This is a genomic window from Fontimonas thermophila, from assembly GCF_900113085.1.
Taxonomy (GTDB): Bacteria; Pseudomonadota; Gammaproteobacteria; order Nevskiales; family Nevskiaceae; genus Solimonas; species Solimonas thermophila.
Map to the genome: position 1 here is coordinate 1 of NZ_FOOC01000001.1, position 17,972 is coordinate 17,972.

The 17,972-nt window shown below is 65.5% G+C and carries 17 protein-coding genes and 3 pseudogenes; 9 read left to right on the forward strand and 11 right to left on the reverse strand.

The genetic code is table 11. The annotated features are described in order from the left end of the window. The coding region (locus tag BMZ48_RS00005; protein WP_143383574.1) for a transposase at positions 1–259 on the reverse strand (259 nt) is incomplete at its 3' end. Positions 260–456: 197 nt separating this feature from the next. On the opposite strand from BMZ48_RS00005, the gene BMZ48_RS00015 reads away from it, so the two are divergent. Together BMZ48_RS00015 and BMZ48_RS13105 are read left to right on the forward strand one after the other, a co-directional pair. Beyond that, on the forward strand, positions 457–1,437 hold the full coding sequence (locus tag BMZ48_RS00015; RefSeq protein ID WP_091529660.1) for an integron integrase: 981 nt from the start codon (positions 457–459) through the stop codon (positions 1,435–1,437). Between the two features lie 74 nt (positions 1,438–1,511). Further along, positions 1,512–1,770 (forward strand): annotated as a pseudogene (locus tag BMZ48_RS13105) (transposase); the annotation flags it as partial. A 48-nt stretch (positions 1,771–1,818) separates the two neighbouring features. Here BMZ48_RS13105 and BMZ48_RS13260 read toward each other — a convergent pair. The 3 genes from BMZ48_RS13260 to BMZ48_RS00030 all read right to left on the reverse strand — a co-directional run bounded on the left by BMZ48_RS13260 (position 1,819) and on the right by BMZ48_RS00030 (position 3,051). Continuing rightward, on the reverse strand, positions 1,819–1,950 hold the full coding sequence (locus BMZ48_RS13260; protein ID WP_268762354.1) for a hypothetical protein: 132 nt from the start codon (positions 1,948–1,950) through the stop codon (positions 1,819–1,821). A 53-nt stretch (positions 1,951–2,003) separates the two neighbouring features. After that, on the reverse strand, positions 2,004–2,450 hold the full coding sequence (locus BMZ48_RS00025; protein WP_091529664.1) for a hypothetical protein: 447 nt from the start codon (positions 2,448–2,450) through the stop codon (positions 2,004–2,006). Between the two features lie 136 nt (positions 2,451–2,586). Next, entirely contained in the window at positions 2,587–3,051 is a 465-nt protein-coding gene (locus tag BMZ48_RS00030; protein WP_143383576.1) for a hypothetical protein, read from the reverse strand. An 840-nt stretch (positions 3,052–3,891) separates the two neighbouring features. Here BMZ48_RS00030 and BMZ48_RS13115 point away from each other — a divergent pair. Then, positions 3,892–4,150 (forward strand): annotated as a pseudogene (locus tag BMZ48_RS13115) (transposase); the annotation flags it as partial. A 48-nt stretch (positions 4,151–4,198) separates the two neighbouring features. Here the strand turns inward: BMZ48_RS13115 and BMZ48_RS00035 are convergent. Next, positions 4,199–4,522 carry a DUF2834 domain-containing protein gene (locus BMZ48_RS00035; RefSeq protein WP_091529671.1) on the reverse strand — a complete coding sequence of 108 codons (324 nt, stop codon included), beginning with the start codon at positions 4,520–4,522 and terminating at the stop codon, positions 4,199–4,201. Between the two features lie 156 nt (positions 4,523–4,678). On the opposite strand from BMZ48_RS00035, the pseudogene BMZ48_RS13340 reads away from it, so the two are divergent. From BMZ48_RS13340 to BMZ48_RS00045, 3 genes and pseudogenes are all read left to right on the forward strand, one after another. Further along, positions 4,679–4,843: pseudogene (locus BMZ48_RS13340) on the forward strand (helix-turn-helix transcriptional regulator); the annotation flags it as partial. A 68-nt stretch (positions 4,844–4,911) separates the two neighbouring features. Then, positions 4,912–5,496 carry an MmyB family transcriptional regulator gene (locus tag BMZ48_RS00040; protein ID WP_200769460.1) on the forward strand — a complete coding sequence of 195 codons (585 nt, stop codon included), beginning with the start codon at positions 4,912–4,914 and terminating at the stop codon, positions 5,494–5,496. 71 nt (positions 5,497–5,567) lie between these two features. Continuing rightward, the gene (locus BMZ48_RS00045; RefSeq protein ID WP_234981443.1) at positions 5,568–6,101 is read left to right on the forward strand and encodes a DUF4442 domain-containing protein; all 534 of its coding nucleotides are present in this window, start codon (positions 5,568–5,570) and stop codon (positions 6,099–6,101) included. A 118-nt stretch (positions 6,102–6,219) separates the two neighbouring features. Here BMZ48_RS00045 and ntrC read toward each other — a convergent pair whose 3' ends face one another. From ntrC to glnA, 4 genes are all read right to left on the reverse strand, one after another. Continuing rightward, the gene (gene ntrC / locus BMZ48_RS00050) at positions 6,220–7,677 is read right to left on the reverse strand and encodes a nitrogen regulation protein NR(I) (protein ID WP_091529680.1); all 1,458 of its coding nucleotides are present in this window, start codon (positions 7,675–7,677) and stop codon (positions 6,220–6,222) included. Then, complete coding sequence (glnL, locus tag BMZ48_RS00055; protein WP_091529683.1) at positions 7,674–8,756, reverse strand: nitrogen regulation protein NR(II); 1,083 nt, start codon at positions 8,754–8,756, stop codon at positions 7,674–7,676. Before glnL ends, ntrC begins: the two co-directional genes overlap by 4 nt. A gap of 103 nt (positions 8,757–8,859) precedes the next feature. After that, positions 8,860–9,369: a DUF4124 domain-containing protein gene (locus BMZ48_RS00060; protein ID WP_091529685.1), complete on the reverse strand. Its 510-nt coding sequence runs from the start codon at positions 9,367–9,369 to the stop codon at positions 8,860–8,862. A 94-nt stretch (positions 9,370–9,463) separates the two neighbouring features. Next, positions 9,464–10,873, reverse strand: a complete 1,410-nt coding sequence (glnA, locus tag BMZ48_RS00065; protein WP_091529688.1) for a glutamate--ammonia ligase — start codon at positions 10,871–10,873, stop codon at positions 9,464–9,466. A 228-nt stretch (positions 10,874–11,101) separates the two neighbouring features. On the opposite strand from glnA, the gene glyQ reads away from it, so the two are divergent. After that, the gene (gene glyQ, locus BMZ48_RS00070) at positions 11,102–12,028 is read left to right on the forward strand and encodes a glycine--tRNA ligase subunit alpha (protein WP_091529692.1); all 927 of its coding nucleotides are present in this window, start codon (positions 11,102–11,104) and stop codon (positions 12,026–12,028) included. Positions 12,029–12,114: 86 nt separating this feature from the next. Here glyQ and BMZ48_RS00075 read toward each other — a convergent pair whose 3' ends face one another. After that, on the reverse strand, positions 12,115–13,014 hold the full coding sequence (locus BMZ48_RS00075) for a LysR family transcriptional regulator (RefSeq protein ID WP_091529695.1): 900 nt from the start codon (positions 13,012–13,014) through the stop codon (positions 12,115–12,117). A 115-nt stretch (positions 13,015–13,129) separates the two neighbouring features. Here BMZ48_RS00075 and metE point away from each other — a divergent pair, with 115 nt between their 5' ends. Then, entirely contained in the window at positions 13,130–15,433 is a 2,304-nt protein-coding gene (gene metE / locus BMZ48_RS00080; RefSeq protein ID WP_091529699.1) for a 5-methyltetrahydropteroyltriglutamate--homocysteine S-methyltransferase, read from the forward strand. Between the two features lie 70 nt (positions 15,434–15,503). Here the strand turns inward: metE and katG are convergent, their stop codons facing one another. Further along, positions 15,504–17,657, reverse strand: coding sequence for a catalase/peroxidase HPI (gene katG / locus BMZ48_RS00085; RefSeq protein ID WP_091529702.1), 2,154 nt, complete (start codon positions 17,655–17,657; stop codon positions 15,504–15,506). An 89-nt stretch (positions 17,658–17,746) separates the two neighbouring features. Here katG and BMZ48_RS00090 point away from each other — a divergent pair, with 89 nt between their 5' ends. Further along, on the forward strand, positions 17,747–17,968 hold the full coding sequence (locus tag BMZ48_RS00090; RefSeq protein WP_143383577.1) for a hypothetical protein: 222 nt from the start codon (positions 17,747–17,749) through the stop codon (positions 17,966–17,968). Positions 17,969–17,972 lie beyond the last annotated feature (4 nt).

Consider the following 17,972-nt stretch of genomic DNA (forward strand, 5'->3'; position numbering starts at 1 on the left):
ACTTTTTTCGCAGGGCGTCCTTGATCACGTCGTTCTCGAACATCTGTTCGGCCAGCAGCTTCTTCAGCCGGGTGTTCTCCGCCTCCAGCTCCTTGAGCCGCTTGGCCTCCGGCACGCTCATGCCGCCGAACTTGCTGCGCCACAGGTAGTACGAGGCTTCGCTGAAGCCGTGCCGGCGGCACAGGTCCTTGACCGGCAGGCCGGCCTCCGCCTCACGCAGGAAGCCGATGATCTGCTCTTCGGTAAAACGCTTCTTCACGTCCAATCTCCTTGTCGTTGGGGATTGGACTCCAGATCGCCGTGCTACTCAAAGGCGGGGGGACGTCGTAACTACAATTAGACCACCCAGAGCATGCGCCTGGCGTTCAGCCAAATCAAGGCGTGCGTGGCGCAGTGACTTTATATGTCAGCGGAGTGGCCTTGCCGCTCTCAATTAGGCTGCCCAAGATGAGGCCGATGGAGCATCAAAAGACAGCCCGACCGCTGAAGTTGCTGGCCCGCATGCGTGAGGCGCTGCGCGTGCATCATTACAGTTACCGCACCGAGCAGGCGTATTTGGATTGGGCGCGGCGCTACATTCTGTTTCACGGCAAGCGCCATCCCAAAGATTTGGGTGCGGCAGAGGTCGCGGCGTTTTTGTCGTACCTGGCCACGGAGCGCAAGGTTTCGGCTTCCACACAGAATCAGGCTAGAGCGGCGATCCTGTTTCTTTATAAGCAGGTGCTGGGTGTGGAGTTGCCTTGGCTCTCCGAGGTGGTGCAGGCCAAGGTGAGCAAACGCTTGCCGGTGGTGCTGACGCCGCGCGAGGTGCGTCTGCTGCTGAATGAACTCTCCGGCACGATGGGGTTGGTCGTGAGTCTGCTCTACGGCACCGGCATGCGGTTGATGGAGGGGCTGCGACTGCGGGTGAAGGATGTGGAGTTCGAGCGGCGCGAGATCGTGGTGCGGGATGGCAAGGGCGCCAAGGATCGCGTCACGATGCTGCCGGAGAATCTGGTTGCGCCCTTGCAGGATCAACTGGCGCGGGCCAAGCAGTTGCACGATCAGGATCTGGCGGACGGCTTTGGCGAGGTGTGGCTGCCGGAGGCGCTGGCGGTGAAATATCCAAAGGCGGGCAAAACCTGGGGCTGGCAGTATGTTTTTCCCTCGCCGACGCGCAGCCTTGATCCGCGCTCCGGCGTGGTGCGCCGGCATCACATCCTGCCGGAGACGGTGCAAAAAGCCGTCAAGCTCGCGGCGTCGAGAGCAGGGATCGTCAAACCCTGCTCGCCGCACGTGTTGCGGCATTCTTTTACCACGCACCTGCTGGAAAGCGGTTATGACATCCGCACCGTGCAGGAACTGCTCGGCCATAGCGACGTGAGCACGACGATGATTTACACCCATGTGCTCAACCGTGGCGGGCGAGGGGTGATCAGTCCGTTGGACCAGATCTGAAGGCAGACCGCAAGCCCCTCCCGCGCGGTGTCGCCGCTCAGTAGCGGTGGATTTCTCCAACCAGAGTCTGAGCAATGTGCGAAAGCAGATGCTCAGACGAACAACTCATTCGGTTCATCAAGCAGGCCGACGCGGGTTGAGCGTGGCAAACCTGTGTCGCCGAGAGCGTTTCAGTTCGCCTTGCTCGACAAGTAGCGAGCCAAGTCTGGAGGCATATAGGCCCGCGACGCCAAGCGGCTGCCCGAACTGGAATCCGAGAACATCCGGCTCAAGAAGCTGTTGGCCGAGGCCGTGCTGGACGACGCGGCGCTGAAGGAGTTTTTCGGCGTCAAGCACTGAGCCCACCGGCACAGTGACGCGCGGCGCGCGCAAGCAGCGCCCTCAGGTGAGAACCGGACGCGCGGCCGGACGGCTGCCGAGCAGGCCCACGAGCAGATACAGCAACGGACCGAAAGAACCGCCGAACACGGTCAGCAGCAGATACGGCCACACGGTGCGGCCGCTGCGGCGCATTGTCTCGCGTCACGGCGCCCCGACCGTCCTGGATACATCACGGCACCCTGCAATTAGGGCAGGCAGATCCGCGGGATCGGCTGACAGGGCTGGTAGTTCTCGAGTATCTGGTCGCGCGCAAACTCTCCGGCTTCATCACTGTGATCGCGCCCGTTCGCGAGTGCGACTGCGGCCACCACCGCGAGGCCTGAAACGACCAGACCGGCATACAGCCAGGCCGAATAACCCGAATCCTCATCGTCTGCGTCCTTAGCGCGCCCAGTCCCGGGTGCCCCGGAGTCCGCCTCCGATGCGAGCGCCGGTGCCTGCAAATCGCTACGCCAGCGCAGGATCGGCAAGTGCATCATCTGGGGGGCGCCGTCGTTATCAATGGGGACTCGATGCCACCCGCTCAGGCGCAGTTCCGATCGCGCTCCACCCCAGTCCACGGCCAGCGCAAAGCCGAACGACAGATCATCGGGCGGTTGCGCAAGCGCGCCTTCGCCCAGAGCGAGAAGCATAGCCGCGCAAAGCACAGGCGCGCGTATCCGCCTATTGCGCTGCCTCTCCCGGGCGTCGGCAGCCCGGCGTTGTCGCCAGGCCGATACGTCAGGTAAACGCAGCCTCCGCTCCATCACAAAGCCCTCGCCTGGAACCTTAGCCGCTGCCACTGCCACTATCCAAACTCTTCTTGAGGGCCCTCTCACCGATGAGCGCGATCGCTGCCAACCCGCCCAGCACCAGAGCCACACCGATGACAGCGCCCTTCCCTGAGCTTTTCTGATCGGAGCCTTTCTGATCGGCGGCCAGTATCTCGTCGGTGTCGATGGCGCTCGCAGGATCGGCCGCGCCCATCAGCGGCAGGGATCCTATCGGGACATAAGCCGAATATGAGTCCGCGCCGATCGGCACTGTCTGCAACGCCTGGATTCGGCCGGGGGGCGCATCGCTGATCTGCAGGCCCACACCGAGCCGCAGCGCAACCGGCTGCTGGCCGCCCCATGACCCATGGATGCCCACCATCGGAGCGATGGTCTCCTGCGCCCAGGCGAGCGGGGTTGCCCCCTGTAAGCCGACCGCAACGGCACACACGGCCGCGGTGAATCGTCGGAATGAAGTCATCCGTTCGCCTCCCATTACGTGGGCGGGCACGAGCCCGCCCACAATCTCAAGCTTTGTTACGGGTTCAGACAAGCCACCGGCGGGTGGCCGCTACTGAAGCCGAACACATACCGGACCTCCGGCAGACTCCTGCCTCCACTCCCGGCACGCCCGAACCACGAGAAGAACTGGTCACCCGTCACGAAGCCGCCGGTGCCCACGATGAGGGCTGACATCCCCATGCCCGCGGACCGCACTCGTGAAACTCGATGCAACATCATCATCCCTCCCTATTGTTCACTGCCGATCGCCGATCGTGGCAGCGACAGCACTCTATCGCCCCCCCCCCCCCCCCCCAAGGGTCAAAGGGGGGAACGGCAGATGACGGCCCCAAAGCGTGAAAAAGTTCACCACAACTTTTTGTTGCCGACCTATGCCGGTGCCGTTTAGCTCGGGGGTGGGAGCGCCACTTCTCGCAAGCCGCGGGGCCGGCACTCCGAAATGGGCTTGTCAAGATCGGAACAACGCCCCACTGTCGGCGACGATCACACAACACGCTCGGGATGACGGTCCATGCGAATGTGGTTCGGTAACGCCAAAGCCCAGGGCCCGCGCAAGCCAACACATCGCGAGGTGTTTTTGACCAGAAAGGAACAGATGTGCCGTGGCAGGCGCGGGTGCCTTGATCGCACCGCTTGACCCGAAGCTGGGCCGTCCGGGCCGGCCGCCGTATGCGCGATCGACCATGCTGCCCATTCATGTCCTGCAGCCGGGGACTGCGCTCTCCGACCCGCCGATGGAGAAACTCACCCGCCGGCACCACGGCGATAGCAAGGAGTCCGCGCAACCAGAAGAAGCGCAATGTGCGAAAGCAGATGCTCAGACGAACAACTCACTCCGTTCATCAAGCAGGCCGACGCGGGTTGAGCGTGGCAAACCTGTGTCGCCGAGAGCGTTTCAGTTCGCCTTGCTCGACAAGTAGCGAGCCAAGTCTGGAGGCATATAGGCCCGCGACGCCAAGCGGCTGCCCGAACTGGAATCCGAGAACATCCGGCTCAAGAAGCTGTTGGCCGAGGCCGTGCTGGACGACGCGGCGCTGAAGGAGTTTTTCGGCGTCAAGCACTGAGCCCACCAGCACAGTGACGCGCGGCGCGCGCAAGCAGCGCCCTCAGGTGAGAACCGGACGCGCGGCCGGACGGCTGCCGAGCAGGCCCACGAGCAGATACAGCAACGGACCGAAAGAACCGCCGAACACGGTCAGCAGCAGATACGGCCACACGGTGCGGCCGCTGCGACGGGCGTCGGCGATCATCCACGCCATGGCCAGCAGGCAGACGATGACCAGGTCCGCGAGCACCTGCCAGCCCGCGGTGCTCGCAAGCTGATACTCGAACAGGCCGAGGTAGCCGACGTCCATGAGCGCATAGACGCTCAGTGAGGCGAAGTCCAGCGTGATCAGGCCAAGGACGACGAGGGCGATGGTGCGATGCATGACGATCTCCGTGGGTGGACCCCTGGATGCGAGGCGCGACCAAAGTGCCCGGAGCGCGCAGCGCCGACAATTACGCGGCAGGTAATCGATTCGCGCGAGGGGTCTGTCAGAATCGCCGGCATGCAGACCCATTCCGACGAAGCCCCCTTCGGCCGCATGCTGCGCGACTACCGCCGCGCGCGCCGGCTCTCCCAGCTCGATCTGGCGCTGCACGCCGACGTCTCACAGCGCCATCTGAGTTTTCTCGAATCCGGCCGCGCGCGGCCGAGCCGCGAGATGGTGGTGCAGCTCGCGATGGCGCTCGATCTGCCGCTGCGCGAGCGCAACCGCCTGCTGCAGAGCGCCGGTTACGCCGGGGTCTACCCGCAGCGGCGGCTCGAAGCCGCCGAATGCAGCCGGTCAACGCCGCGCTCGATCTGCTGCTGCGTCACCACGAGCCGTATCCGGCCATCGTCGTCGATCGCGCGTGGAACCTGGTCCTGGCCAATGCCGCGATGGATCGCCTGCTGGGCGTTGCCGGCGATGCCGAGGCGCGCTGGCGTGCGGTCTGCGGCGAGGGTCCGCGCAACATCCTCAAGCTCAGCTTGCACCCGCAGGGCCTGCGGCCGCTGATCGCCAATCCCGACGAGATCGTGCCGCCGATGCTCGCCCGCACCGCGCGCGAGGCGCTGGAACATCCGCAGGTGCAGGACGTGCTCGACGAGGTGCTGCGCTACCCCGACCTGCCCGTGAAGCTGCGCCAGATCGACCTCGACGCCAGCCGTTTGCCGGTGCTGCCGGTGCATTACCGCATCAGCGGCTGGGACCTGCGCCTGTTCACGATGATGACCACCTTTGGCACACCGCAGGACGTGACCGCCGACGACCTGCGCGTGGAAAGCTTCTTCCCGGCCGACGAGCCCAGCGCGGCGCTACTGCGGGCACTGGCCGGCGACCGGGGCGACCGCGCAGCACGAGGCGCGACGCCACCATGACCTCAGCGGTCATGGGCTGCGGCCCTCGCCGCGTTCGAGAATCCCAACACCGTCTGCAAGGAGTCCCTGCCGTGAACCTGCGCGACCAATTCTTCAAGAAACCCTGGCTGTTCAAGCTCATTCTCAATCATTGGGGGCCCTTCAAAGGCGCCGGCATCCGCGTGGTCGAGGTCACGCCGGACTTCGGCCACGTGGTCGTCGAACTGCGCGAAACCCGCCGCAACCGCAATGCGTTCGGCACGCACTTCGGCGGCAGCCTGTATGCGATGTGCGACCCGTTCTACGCGCTCATGTTCGTCGCCCGGCTGGGCAAGGACTACGTGATCTGGGACAAGGCCGCGACCATCCACTTCGAGCGCCCCGGCAAGGGCACGGTGCGTGCCACCTTCTCGCTCTCGCCGGAGGATGACGCCACCGTACGTCAACAGACGGCTGACGGCGCCCGCTACACGCCGACCTACGTCGTCGAGGTGACGGATGCGCGCGGCGAGCGCGTCGCCCTCGTCGAGAAGGTGCTCTACTTCCGCCGCAGGGAGGCCATTGCGCAGAAAGCGCACGAAACCGAGCCGCCGCGCATGACCGGCACCGGGCGCCCCGATGCCTAGCCCGCATCGCCCATCGTCCCTGCCCGGATCTTGTGCCTCAGCCCCCAACATCGCTCGTGATGTGTCATGAGCCCCCGACCCTGCAGGTGCGCGGGCGCGCCCCGGGTGGATGAACGACCTATTCCTCGTCGCCCATCCGTAGTTCCTTGATCTTTCGCGTCAGCGTATTGCGGCCCCAGCCCAGGCGCCGGGCGGCTTCCTGGCGCTGGCCGCGGGTCGCGGCGAGCGCAGCCTCGATCAGAGTGCGTTCGAACAACGGCACGGCGGCGTCGAGCAGGCCGCTGCGCCCAGCGGCGAGTTCGGCATCGGCCCAGCGCCGCAACTGCTCATGCCAGGCCGGGGCACCGGTGCGGGGCTCGGATAGCGGCGCAACGGGCATCCGCAGCGGTTCCTCCGGCGGTAGCGCCGCGGCGGGCTGAGAACCGGCGTCATGGAATTCCGGCGGCAAGTCTTGCGGATGCACATCACGGCCCGGTGCCATCACCGTGAGCCAGCGACAGAGGTTTTCGAGTTGGCGCACGTTGCCGGGCCACGGGAAGCGCTCGAGCCGCTGCACGACTTCGGGCAGCAGGCGCTTGGGTTCGGTGCGCAATTCCTCGGCGGCGCGGGCGAGAAAGTGCCGGGCGAGCTGCGGGATGTCCTCGGGCCGCTCGCGCAGCGGCGGAATGCGAATGCGGATGACGTTGAGGCGGTGGTAGAGATCCTCGCGGAAGCGGTTTTCACGCACGAGCTGTTCGAGATCCTGGTGCGTGGCCGCGATCACGCGCACATCGACTTTGATCGGCGCGACACCGCCGACGCGGTAGAACTCGCCGGTCGACAGCACTCGCAAAAGACGCGTCTGCAGATCGGCCGGCATGTCGCCGATCTCGTCGAGGAACAGCGTGCCGCCGTCGGCCTGTTCGAAGCGGCCCTTGCGTTGCACCGCGGCGCCGGTGAACGCGCCGCGCTCGTGACCGAAGAACTCGCTCTCCAGCAGATCCTTGGGGATCGCCGCCGTGTTGATCGCGATGAACGGACGGTTGGCGCGCGGGCTGTTCATGTGCAGCGCGCGGGCCACCAGCTCCTTGCCGGTGCCGGATTCGCCGGTGATCAGCACGGTGATGTGCGACTGCGACAGCCGGCCGATGGCGCGGAACACGTCCTGCATCGCCGGCGCTTCGCCAATCATCGCCGCCGTCTGCGGCGGCGGCGGCAGATCGACGCTCTCACGCTTCTGGGCTGCGCGGCGCACCAGCTCGGCGACACCATCGACGTCGAACGGCTTGGGCAGATATTCGAAGGCGCCGCCCTTGTACGAGGCCACCGCGGCATCGAGGTCGGAATGGGCGGTCATGATGATGACCGGTAATCCTGGCCGGGCGGCGTGCACGCGCTGCATCAGCGCAAGTCCATCGATGCCCGGCATGCGGATGTCGCTGATCAGCACATCCGGCGCATCCTCGGCGAGGGCATCGAACAGCTCGGCCGCACCCGGGAAGCTGGTCACGCTCATCCCCTGCCGCGCGAGCGATTTTTCTAGCACCCAGCGGATCGATTCGTCGTCGTCCACGACCCAGACGTTGAGCGCGCTCATGCCATTTCCTGCGGTGTGACCAGCGGCAGATACACGGTGAACACAGTGCAGCCCGGCCGGCTGCGGCACTCGATCAGCCCACCGTGACTGTGCACGAGATACTGTGCAATCGGCAGGCCAAGACCGGTGCCTTGCGCGCGGGTGGTCACCATTGGGTAAAAGATCTTCTCGATCATCGTCGGTGGAATCCCGGGACCGTCGTCCTCGATGTCGATCTGGACGACGAGCCTGTGGCGCAGCGCGCCGATCGTGAACTGCCGGCGTGTGCGCGTGCGCAGCACGATCGTGCCCTCGCCATCGACCGCCTGCAGGGCGTTGCGCAGCAGGTTGAGGATGGCCTGGATCAACTGCTCGCGGTCGGCGAGCAACTCCGGGATGCTCGGATCGTAATCGCGCAGCACGGTGACACCGTCCGGCGCCTCGGCCTGCACGAGCTGGCGCACGTGTTCGATGACTTCGTGGATGTTGAGCGGCGCTTTCTGTGGCAGCCGGTTGGGTCCGAGCAGCCGATCGACGAGGTTTTGCAGCCGATCGGCCTCGCGGATGATCACGCGCGTGTATTCGCGATGCCCGGCATCCGGATATTCGCGCTCGAGCAACTGCGCTGCCCCGCGGATGCCGCCGAGCGGGTTCTTGATCTCGTGCGCGAGCCCGCGGATCAGCTCGCGGCTGGCATCGAAATGGGCCAGCAACTGCTCGTCGCGGGAAATGCGCAGATGCCGCTCCACGGCCAGCAGTTCCATCAACAGCCCCGGCTTCTTGCCCGCAGCGAGAAACGGCGTGACGGTCCAGTCCACGGTCACGCCCGGATCGCCGTTGCGGCGCAGCTCGGTCTCGCGCTCGATGAACCCGGTCGCGGTCTGCAAGGCGCTGCGCAGCCGCGATTCGTAGCATTTGAACTGCGGAATCGCATCGAGCAGCGGCATGCCCAGCGCGAGCCGACGGGAAATCCCGAACATGCCCTCGCAGGCCGCATTCAGTGCCATCACGCGCAGCGCTTCATCGACGACGAGCACGGCGGTGGTCAACCCGTCGAGAACGTCCTCGGCGGTCACGCGACTCCTGGAAAGCGATTTCATGGACTCGCCGACGCAAGATGCAGGCCAAAACCAGCGACGCCTAGGCTAGCCCATCCGGGCCTTGATGCACCAGATTGGTGCGCTTCTTTTCGGTGCGTTCGCGCTATCGCGGTGCGGGCGCGACGCTGAACGGGGTCTCGGCCGAACGTGCGACCTCGCGCCCCTGGGCGTCGTACACGGCCGCGCTGATGCGATACTCCCCGGGCGCGAGCGCAGGCAGCAGCAGGCTCAGCGCATCGACCGGCCGGTCGGTCAAGGCGCGACCGTCGAGGAAATACATCAGCCCGAACCCGCTGACCAGGCCGGGCATCACGCTCGCCGCCGCGACGGCGCGGTCGATGCCGGGGCGCAGCACCTGACCCGGCGTCGGCGCCTCGATGCTCACCGCAAAGCGGGCCGCACTGCGCAGGGCCTCGACCGAGTAAAAGCGCTTGCGCGCCCCCGCTGGCGTGGTCCCGGACGCAATCCCGAGCTGCAGCGGCTGGGCATGCGGATGCGGCGGCCGGTCGGTATAGCGCACGCTGCCATCCGGTTCGACGACCCGATACACCTCGCCTGCGCCCGCGGCGGCGGCAAGCAGCAGGCCCAGCAACGGCAACAACCAGCGCGACATGGCCGACAGGATACTGCGCCAAGGCCAGCGGCGGCCAAGAACGCCAAAAAAGAAACCCCGCCGGCGGCGGGGTTTCTCCTGGACCTTGCGCTTCTCAGAGCGAGTAGTACATGTCGAACTCGACCGGATGCGTGGTCATGCGGAAACGCGTGACCTCCTGCATCTTCAGCTCGATGTAGGCATCGATCAGATCGTCGGTGAACACGCCGCCGGCCTTGAGGAACTCGCGGTCCTTGTCGAGGTGCTCGAGCGCCATGTCCAGGCTGTGGCAGACACGGGGGATCTTCTTGTCCTCCTCTGGCGGCAGGTGGTAGAGGTCCTTGTCCGACGGATCGCCCGGATGGATCTTGTTCTGGATGCCATCAAGGCCGGCCATCATCATCGCCGCGAACGCGAAATACGGGTTGGCGGTGGAGTCCGGGAAGCGCACTTCGATGCGGCGCGCCTTGGGGTTGGCGACGTACGGAATGCGGATCGACGCCGAGCGGTTGCGCGCCGAGTACGCGAGCATGACCGGCGCCTCGAACCCCGGCACCAGGCGCTTGTAGCTGTTCGTGCTCGCATTGGTGAAGGCGTTGAGCGCCTTGGCGTGCTTGAGGATGCCGCCGATGTAATACAGCGCAAGCTCGGACAGCCCGCCATATTTGTCGCCGGAGAACAGGTTCTTGCCGTCCTTGGACAGCGACTGGTGCACGTGCATGCCGCTGCCGTTGTCACCGACGATCGGCTTGGGCATGAAGGTCGCGGTCTTGCCGTACTGATGGGCGACGTTCTGGACCACGTACTTGAGCTTGAGGACCTCGTCGGCCTTCTTGACGAGATTGCCGAATTTCACGCCGATCTCGCACTGGCCGGCGGTGGCGACCTCGTGATGGTGGACTTCCACCGGCATGCCGATGGCTTCCAGCGTCGTACACATCGCCGAACGCACGTCCTGCAGCGCATCGACCGGCGGGACCGGAAAATACCCGCCCTTGACGGCCGGGCGATGCCCCGTGTTGCCATGCTCATAGGCACGACCCGAGTTCCACGCCGCGTTCTCGGCGTCGATCTCGACGAAACACCCCTTCATGCTGGCTTCCCAGCGCACCGAGTCGAACACGAAAAACTCGTTCTCGGGGCCGAAAAACGCCTGATCGGCAATGCCGGTGGACTTGAGATAGGCCTCGGCACGCTTGGCGAGCGAGCGCGGATCGCGCGAATAGCCCTCGCCCGTGGACGGCTCGATGACATCGCAGGTCAGAACCAGCGTGCTGTCCTCGAAGAACGGATCGATATACGCGGTAGCAGGATCCGGCATCAGGATCATGTCGGACTCGTTGATCCCCTTCCAGCCGGCGATCGACGAACCGTCGAACATCTTGCCGGTGGTGAGAACGTCTTCGTCGACCGCGTGCGCCGGAACCGTGACGTGCTGTTCCTTGCCGCGGGTATCGCAGAAGCGGAAGTCGACGAACTTGACCTCCTTCTCTTTGATCATCTTGAGTACATCATTACCCGACATGGGTCTCTCCTGAGGGACGGTGTGATGGGTTCGCTGCGGGCCACCCCGCATCGCGTGCGCCAAAATGAAGCACGATCCGTGCCATCGGCTGGCATACGCGGGTGGGGCGGCTATCCTAGCCGAATGGCGGCAATCCGGCTGCCGCTGGTCATGCCGTGTCCGTTACGCGCCCGGGAACAGCGAATGCGCATTGCTATACTCGCCACCCCTGCGCCGGGCCCGATCGCCATGACGTCCCCCAATCCTCTCTCGTTCCAGGACTTGATCTTCACGCTGCAAAGCTTCTGGGCCGACCACGGCTGCGTGATCGTCCAGCCGATGGACATGGAAATGGGCGCCGGGACGTTTCACTGGTCCACGTTCCTGCGCGCGATCGGCCCCGAGCCCTGGAACACGGCGTACGTCCAGCCTTCACGCCGGCCGACCGACGGCCGCTACGGCGAGAATCCCAACCGCCTGCAGCACTACTACCAGTTCCAGGTGCTGATGAAACCAAGCCCGCCCAACCTCCAGCAGCTCTATCTGGACTCGCTCGAGCTGCTCGGCTTCGACCCCTTGACCCACGACATCCGCTTCGTCGAGGACAACTGGGAATCCCCCACGCTGGGCGCCTGGGGCCTGGGCTGGGAAGTGTGGCTGAACGGCATGGAAGTCACCCAGTTCACCTACTTCCAGCAGGTGGGCGGACTCGAGTGCAAACCCGTGTCCGGGGAGATTACTTACGGCCTCGAACGGCTGGCGATGTACATCCAGAAAAAAGAAAGCGTGTTCGACCTGGTGTGGACCCAAGACGCGCGGAGCGGGCGCGTCGTCACCTACGGCGACGTCTATCACCAGAACGAAGTCGAGCAATCCGCCTATAACTTCGAACACGCCGACACGGACGCGCTGTTCGCGCGCTTTGCAGCCGCCGAGGCCGAATGCCAGCGCCTGCTCGCGCTCGATCCGCCGCTGCCCCTGCCAGCCTACGAGCGCACGATCCAGGCCTCCCACGCCTTCAACCTGCTCGACGCCCGCGGCGCGATCTCGGTGACCGAACGCCAGGCCTACATCCTGCGCGTGCGGGCGCTGGCGCGGGCCTGCGCCGAGGCGTATTACCAGGCGCGCGCAGCGATGGGGTTTCCAATGTGTGCGCCGCGCCGCCGCGCCGCCTGATCAACCGCCCGGCCACCGCGCGCGTAAAGCGGCATCTGATTCATGGCATCTGATTCATATCGGATTGGATCCCCGTCGCCGCATTTTCAGCGCACGCTCTCGCGCACCTTGGCGATGAAATCCTTGAGGTAAGGTTTGTCGGCCAGACTCTGCGGCACTGCTGCGGATAGCGCGCAGTGCAAGCCGCGCGCCCCCAGCGGCTTGCCGACGACATAGCCGCGTTCCAGATACGGCTTGACGCTCCAGTCCGGCAGCGCAGCGATGCCGCGGCGGCTGGCGACGAGCTGCAGGATGGCGACGGTCAGCTCGGCGTTGCGCCGCTTCGGGCGGATACCGCGCGGCGCAAGGAAATAGCGGATGACGTCGATCATCGCATCGTCCACCGGATAGCTGATCAAGACCTGGTCTGCGAAATCCCCCGGGGTCAGATACGGTTTGCGCGCGAGCGGATGATCGGGCGCGAGGATGGCGAGCGTCTCGTAGGTGAACAGCGGCACGGTGACGATGCCCGGCCGCCGCGGCGGCTTGCCGTGAATCACGGCAAAGTCCGCGCGCCCCTGCTCGATCAACGCCAGTGGATCGGCGCGAAAACCGCCGACCAGATCCAGTTCGACCTGCGGCCAGTGCGCACGCATCGCGTCCATCGCCGGCATCAGCCAGTCGTAACAGGTATGGCATTCGACGACGATGCGCAGCTCGCCGTGCGCACCGGCGACGCGCTGGGCGATGTCGCGCTCGGTCTCGTCGATGCGCGCGAGCACCTCGCGGGCGAGCGCGACCAGGCGGCTGCCGATCTGCGTCAGGCGCAAAGGTTTGGTCTTGCGCTCGAACAGCGGCGCGCCGTAGTGCGCCTCCAGCAGCTTGATCTGGTGCGACAGCGCCGATTGCGTGACGAACACGCGCTCGGCGGCCTTGGCGAGCGACCCGCTGTCGGCGAGCGCGACCAGGGTCTGCAGGTGACGGATCTCGAGCACGGAGCGCGCCATCGGGCATCCTCATCATGATGAATACGATTCATGATGAACTAAACCAACGTGAAGTTGAATCATATCCGTGCGGGGTCGATCATCACCGCTCGCGATCAATCGACACACGCAGGACATGACCACCGCACACATCCTGGGTTTTCCCCGCATCGGCGCGCAGCGCGAGCTGAAGTTCGCGCTGGAAGCACACTGGAAGGGCGCGCTCGACGCAGACGGCCTGCACGAGGTGGCCCGCCAACTGCGCGCGCGGCACTGGCAGCAGCAGCGCGATGCGGGGCTCGACTTCGTCACCGTCGGGGACTTTGCGTTCTACGACCACGTGCACACCGTCACCGCGCTGGTCGGCGCCGCACCGCTGCGTTTCGGATTCGATGGCCCGGTCGGGCTCGCCGAATACTTCGCGATGGCGCGTGGAACCGCCGATCAACCGGCGCTGGCGCTGAAAAAATGGTTCGACACCAACTATCACTATCTCGTGCCGGAGATCGGCGCCGATACGCGTTTTGCCTTGAACCGCGACTGGCTGCTGCCGGAGGTGCGCGAAGCGCTCGCGCTGGGTCATCGCGTCAAGGTCGCCCTCACCGGCCCACTGACCTGGCTGTGGCTCGCGCACGCCGACGCAGGCTTCGACAAGCTGTCGTCCTTGAGCCTGCTGCTCAATGTGTACTGGGCCCTGCTCGCCGAACTCAAAAACCTCGGCATCGAATGGGTGCAGCTCGACGAGCCGATCCTCGCCCTCGATCTGCCGGAGCCGTGGGTACGTGCGCTCGAAACCGCCTATCGCGAGCTCTCCGCGGCGGGGCCGCGTCTGCTGCTCGCAACCTATTTCGGCTCGGTGGCCGAACACGCTGCGCGGCTCAAATCCCTGCCGATCGCCGGGTTGCACCTGGATCTGGTGCGTGCTCCGGCGCAGCTCGATGCCTTCCTGGACGGCTGGCCGGACGAGCGCGTGCTGTCGGCCGGCGTCATCGACGGCCGCAACATCTGGCGCACGGATCTTGCCGCAACGCTCGGTCGCCTGCATGGGGCGCATCGCGCGCTCGGTGAGCGGCTGTGGCTCGCCGCGTCCTGCTCGCTGCTGCACGTTCCGCACGATCTATCGCAGGAGACGCGGCTCGATCCGCGCATCCGGCGCTGGATCGCCTTTGCGCAGCAAAAGCTCGAGGAACTGGCGCTGCTCAAGCGCGCGCTCGACGAGGGCGAAAGTGCGGTCTGGCGGGCGCTGCACGATGCAGCGATCGCGCTCGAAGAGCGGCGCTCGGCGCCGAGTACCTGTATCGAGCCCGTGCGCGCACACATGCGCACGCTGACCGCCGCCCAGGAACGCCGGGCGTCGCCGTTTCCGCAGCGCCGCGCCGCGCAGCAGACGCGCCTGCAGTTGCCGCTGCTGCCGACGACGACCATCGGTTCGTTCCCGCAAACGCCGGAAATCCGCGCCGCGCGCGCCGCATTCAAGGCCGGGCGCATCGACCAGGCTGCCTACGACGCGGCGATGCGAGCCGAGATCCGCCACGCCATCGCGCAGCAAGAGGCGCTCGGGCTCGACGTGCTCGTGCACGGGGAAGCCGAGCGCAATGACATGGTCGAGTATTTCGGCGAGCAGCTCGCCGGTTTTGCCGTCACCGAGCATGGCTGGGTGCAGAGCTATGGCTCGCGCTGCGTGAAGCCGCCCCTCATCCACGGCGACGTCTTCCGCCCCGCGCCGATGACGGTGGAATGGACGCGCTATGCGCAAAGCCTGACCGCCAAGCCGGTCAAGGGCATGCTCACCGGCCCGCTGACGATGCTGATGTGGAGCTTCGTGCGCGACGACCTGCCGCGCCGTGACGTCGCCTTGCAGCTCGCGCTTGCGCTGCGCGACGAAGTGCTGGATCTCGAAACCGCCGGCATCGCCGTCATCCAGATCGACGAGCCGGCGCTGCGCGAGGGGCTGCCGCTTCAAAAAGCCGACTGGCCCGATTACCTCGGCTGGGCCGTGCGCGCGTTTCGCATCGCCGCAAGCGGCGTGCGCGACGACACGCAGATCCACACCCACATGTGCTACTCGGAATTCGCCGACATCCTGCCGGCGATCGCCGATCTCGATGCCGACGTCATCACGATCGAAACCGCACGCTCGCACATGAAGCTGCTCGATGCCTTTGCCGAATTCCGCTATCCGAACGACATCGGCCCCGGCCTTTATGACATCCACTCGCCGCGCGTCCCTGCGCAGGCCGAAATGCAGCGCCTGCTGGATCGGGCGCTCGCGGTGTTTCCGGGCGAACGGCTGTGGGTCAATCCGGACTGTGGACTGAAAACGCGTAACTGGCCCGAGGTGGCGGCGGCGCTGCGCACGATGGTCGCGGTCGCTCACGCAACACGCACGCAGCTTGCGTCCGCGGCGTGCCTCCAACGCAGCGCCGAGGCACCGGCCTGACCGGCGCAAACAGCGCAAAGCCGCCGGTCAGACCGGCGGCCTTGCGCATGCCCTTGCCGTGCGGCCGGGCTCAGCGCAGATCGAACCGATCCGCGTTCATCACCTTGGTCCAGGCGGCGACAAAGTCGCGGACGAATTTCTCGCGGTTGTCATCCTGGGCATAGACCTCGGCATAGGCGCGCAGGATCGAGTTGGAACCGAAGACGAGATCCACGCGCGTGGCCGTCCATCTCACCCGGCCGGATTTGCGCTCGCGAATCTCATAACCGTTGCGGCCGGTCGGCACCCAGGTGTAGGCCATGTCCGTCAGATTGACGAAAAAGTCGTTGGTCAGCACGCCGATGCGGTCGGTGAACACGCCGTGCTGCGTGCCGCCGTGGTTGGTGCCGAGCACGCGCATCCCGCCGATGAGCACGGTCATCTCCGGCGCGGTCAGGCCGAGCAGTTGCGCGCGGTCGAGCAACAGCTCCTCCGGCGATCCGCCGATGCCCTTCTTCACGTAGTTGCGAAAACCGTCTGCGAGCGGTTCCAGCCACTGGAAGGATTCGACGTCGGTCCATTCCTGGGTCGCATCGCCGCGCCCCGGCGCGAACGGGACCGGCACGTCGAAGCCGGCAGCCCTGATCGCCTGCTCGATGCCGACGTTGCCGGCGAGCACGATGACGTCTGCAAGGCTCGCGCCGCTCGTCTGGGCGATCGGCTCCAGCACCGCGAGCACCTTGGCCAGACGCGCCGGTTCATTGGCTTCCCAGTCCTTCTGCGGCGAGAGGCGAATGCGCGCGCCATTGGCGCCGCCACGGAAATCCGAACCGCGGAAGGTGCGCGCACTGTCCCAGGCGGTGGCGACCAGCTCGCCGACGGACAGTCCGCTGGCGGCGATCCTGGCCTTGACTGCGCCGACGTCGTAGTCGGTGCGGCCAGCCGGCACCGGGTCCTGCCAGATCAGATCTTCCTTGGGCACCTCGGGGCCGATGTAGCGCGTCTTGGGCCCCAGGTCGCGGTGCGTGAGCTTGAACCAGGCGCGGGCGAAGGTTGCGCTGAAATAGGCCGGGTCTTTGTAAAAGCGCTCGGCGATCTTGCGGTAGGCCGGGTCCATCTTCAGCGCCATGTCGGCGTCGGTCATGATCGGATTGCGGCGCATGGATGGGTCATGCGCATCCACCGGCATGTCCTCTTCCCGGATGTTGATGGGCTCCCACTGCCAGGCACCGGCCGGGCTCTTCTTGAGTTCCCAGTCGTAATTCAACAGCAGGTGGAAGTAGCCGTTGTCCCAGCGCGTCGGATGGGTCGTCCAGGCGCCTTCGATCCCGCTGGTGACGGTGTCACGGCCGGTCTTGTTGAGCCAGCCCAGGCCCTGGTTTTCGATCGCCGCGCCTTCCGGCTCCGGACCGAGCTGTTTGGGATCGCCGTTGCCATGCGCCTTGCCGACGGTGTGCCCACCGGCGGTCAGCGCGACGGTTTCCTCGTCGTTCATCCCCATGCGCGCAAACGTGACGCGCACGGCTTGCGCCGTCTTTAAGGGGTCGGGCTTACCGTCCACACCTTCCGGATTGACATAGATCAGCCCCATCTGCACGGCGGCCAGGGGATTTTCGAGCGAGGTCTCGTCGTCGGGGTTGGCATAGCGGTTCTTGCCGAGCCACTCCTTCTCCGAGCCCCAGTTGATGTCCTTCTCGGGATGCCAGATGTCCTCGCGGCCAAAGCTGAAGCCAAAGGTCTTCAGGCCCATCGACTCGTAGGCCACGTTGCCGGCGAGCACGATCAGATCCGCCCAACTGATCCTGTTGCCGTATTTCTTCTTGATCGGCCACAGCAGGCGGCGGGCCTTGTCGAGATTGGCGTTGTCCGGCCAGGAATTCAGCGGCGCGAAGCGCTGGTTACCGGTGCCTGCGCCGCCGCGGCCGTCGGCGATGCGGTAGGTGCCGGCCGCGTGCCAGGCCATGCGGATCATCAAACCGCCGTAATGCCCCCAGTCCGCCGGCCACCAGGGCTGGCTGTCGGTCATCAGCGCGGTCAGATCGCGCTTGAGCGCGGCGACGTCGAGCTTCCTGACCTCCTCGCGGTAGTCGAAATCCTCGCCCAGCGGATTGGTCTTGCGGTCGTGCTGGTGCAGGATGTCGAGATTCAGCGCTTTGGGCCAAAACACCGAGTGGGTTTGCGCGGATGTGGTCGCGCTGCCGTGGACGACGGGGCAGCGTGCAGCGGTCTCGGAAGACGTGGACATGATGGATCTCCTGGGCTGGGAACGTGGGGGCTGGGGACGTGGGCGGGCTTCCGGCTCACACCGGCCACTGGGCGAGCTGGGCCAAGGCCATGGCCAGAACGGCGGCGGCGCAGATGCGGCGGACTGTGGGCGGCAAAGCGGGCGACATGACGTGTCTCCAGATTGACGCCGACATCCTGCGCCACGTCGAAAAATTAGTAAAATTGATTGTTGTTTTTATTATAATAGCTATAAATTATTTTTCGGCATTGGCCAAATGCCCGCCGATCCCGGACAATCCCGCCTCTTTTTGGCATCTTTGCCTTGTCTGATCCA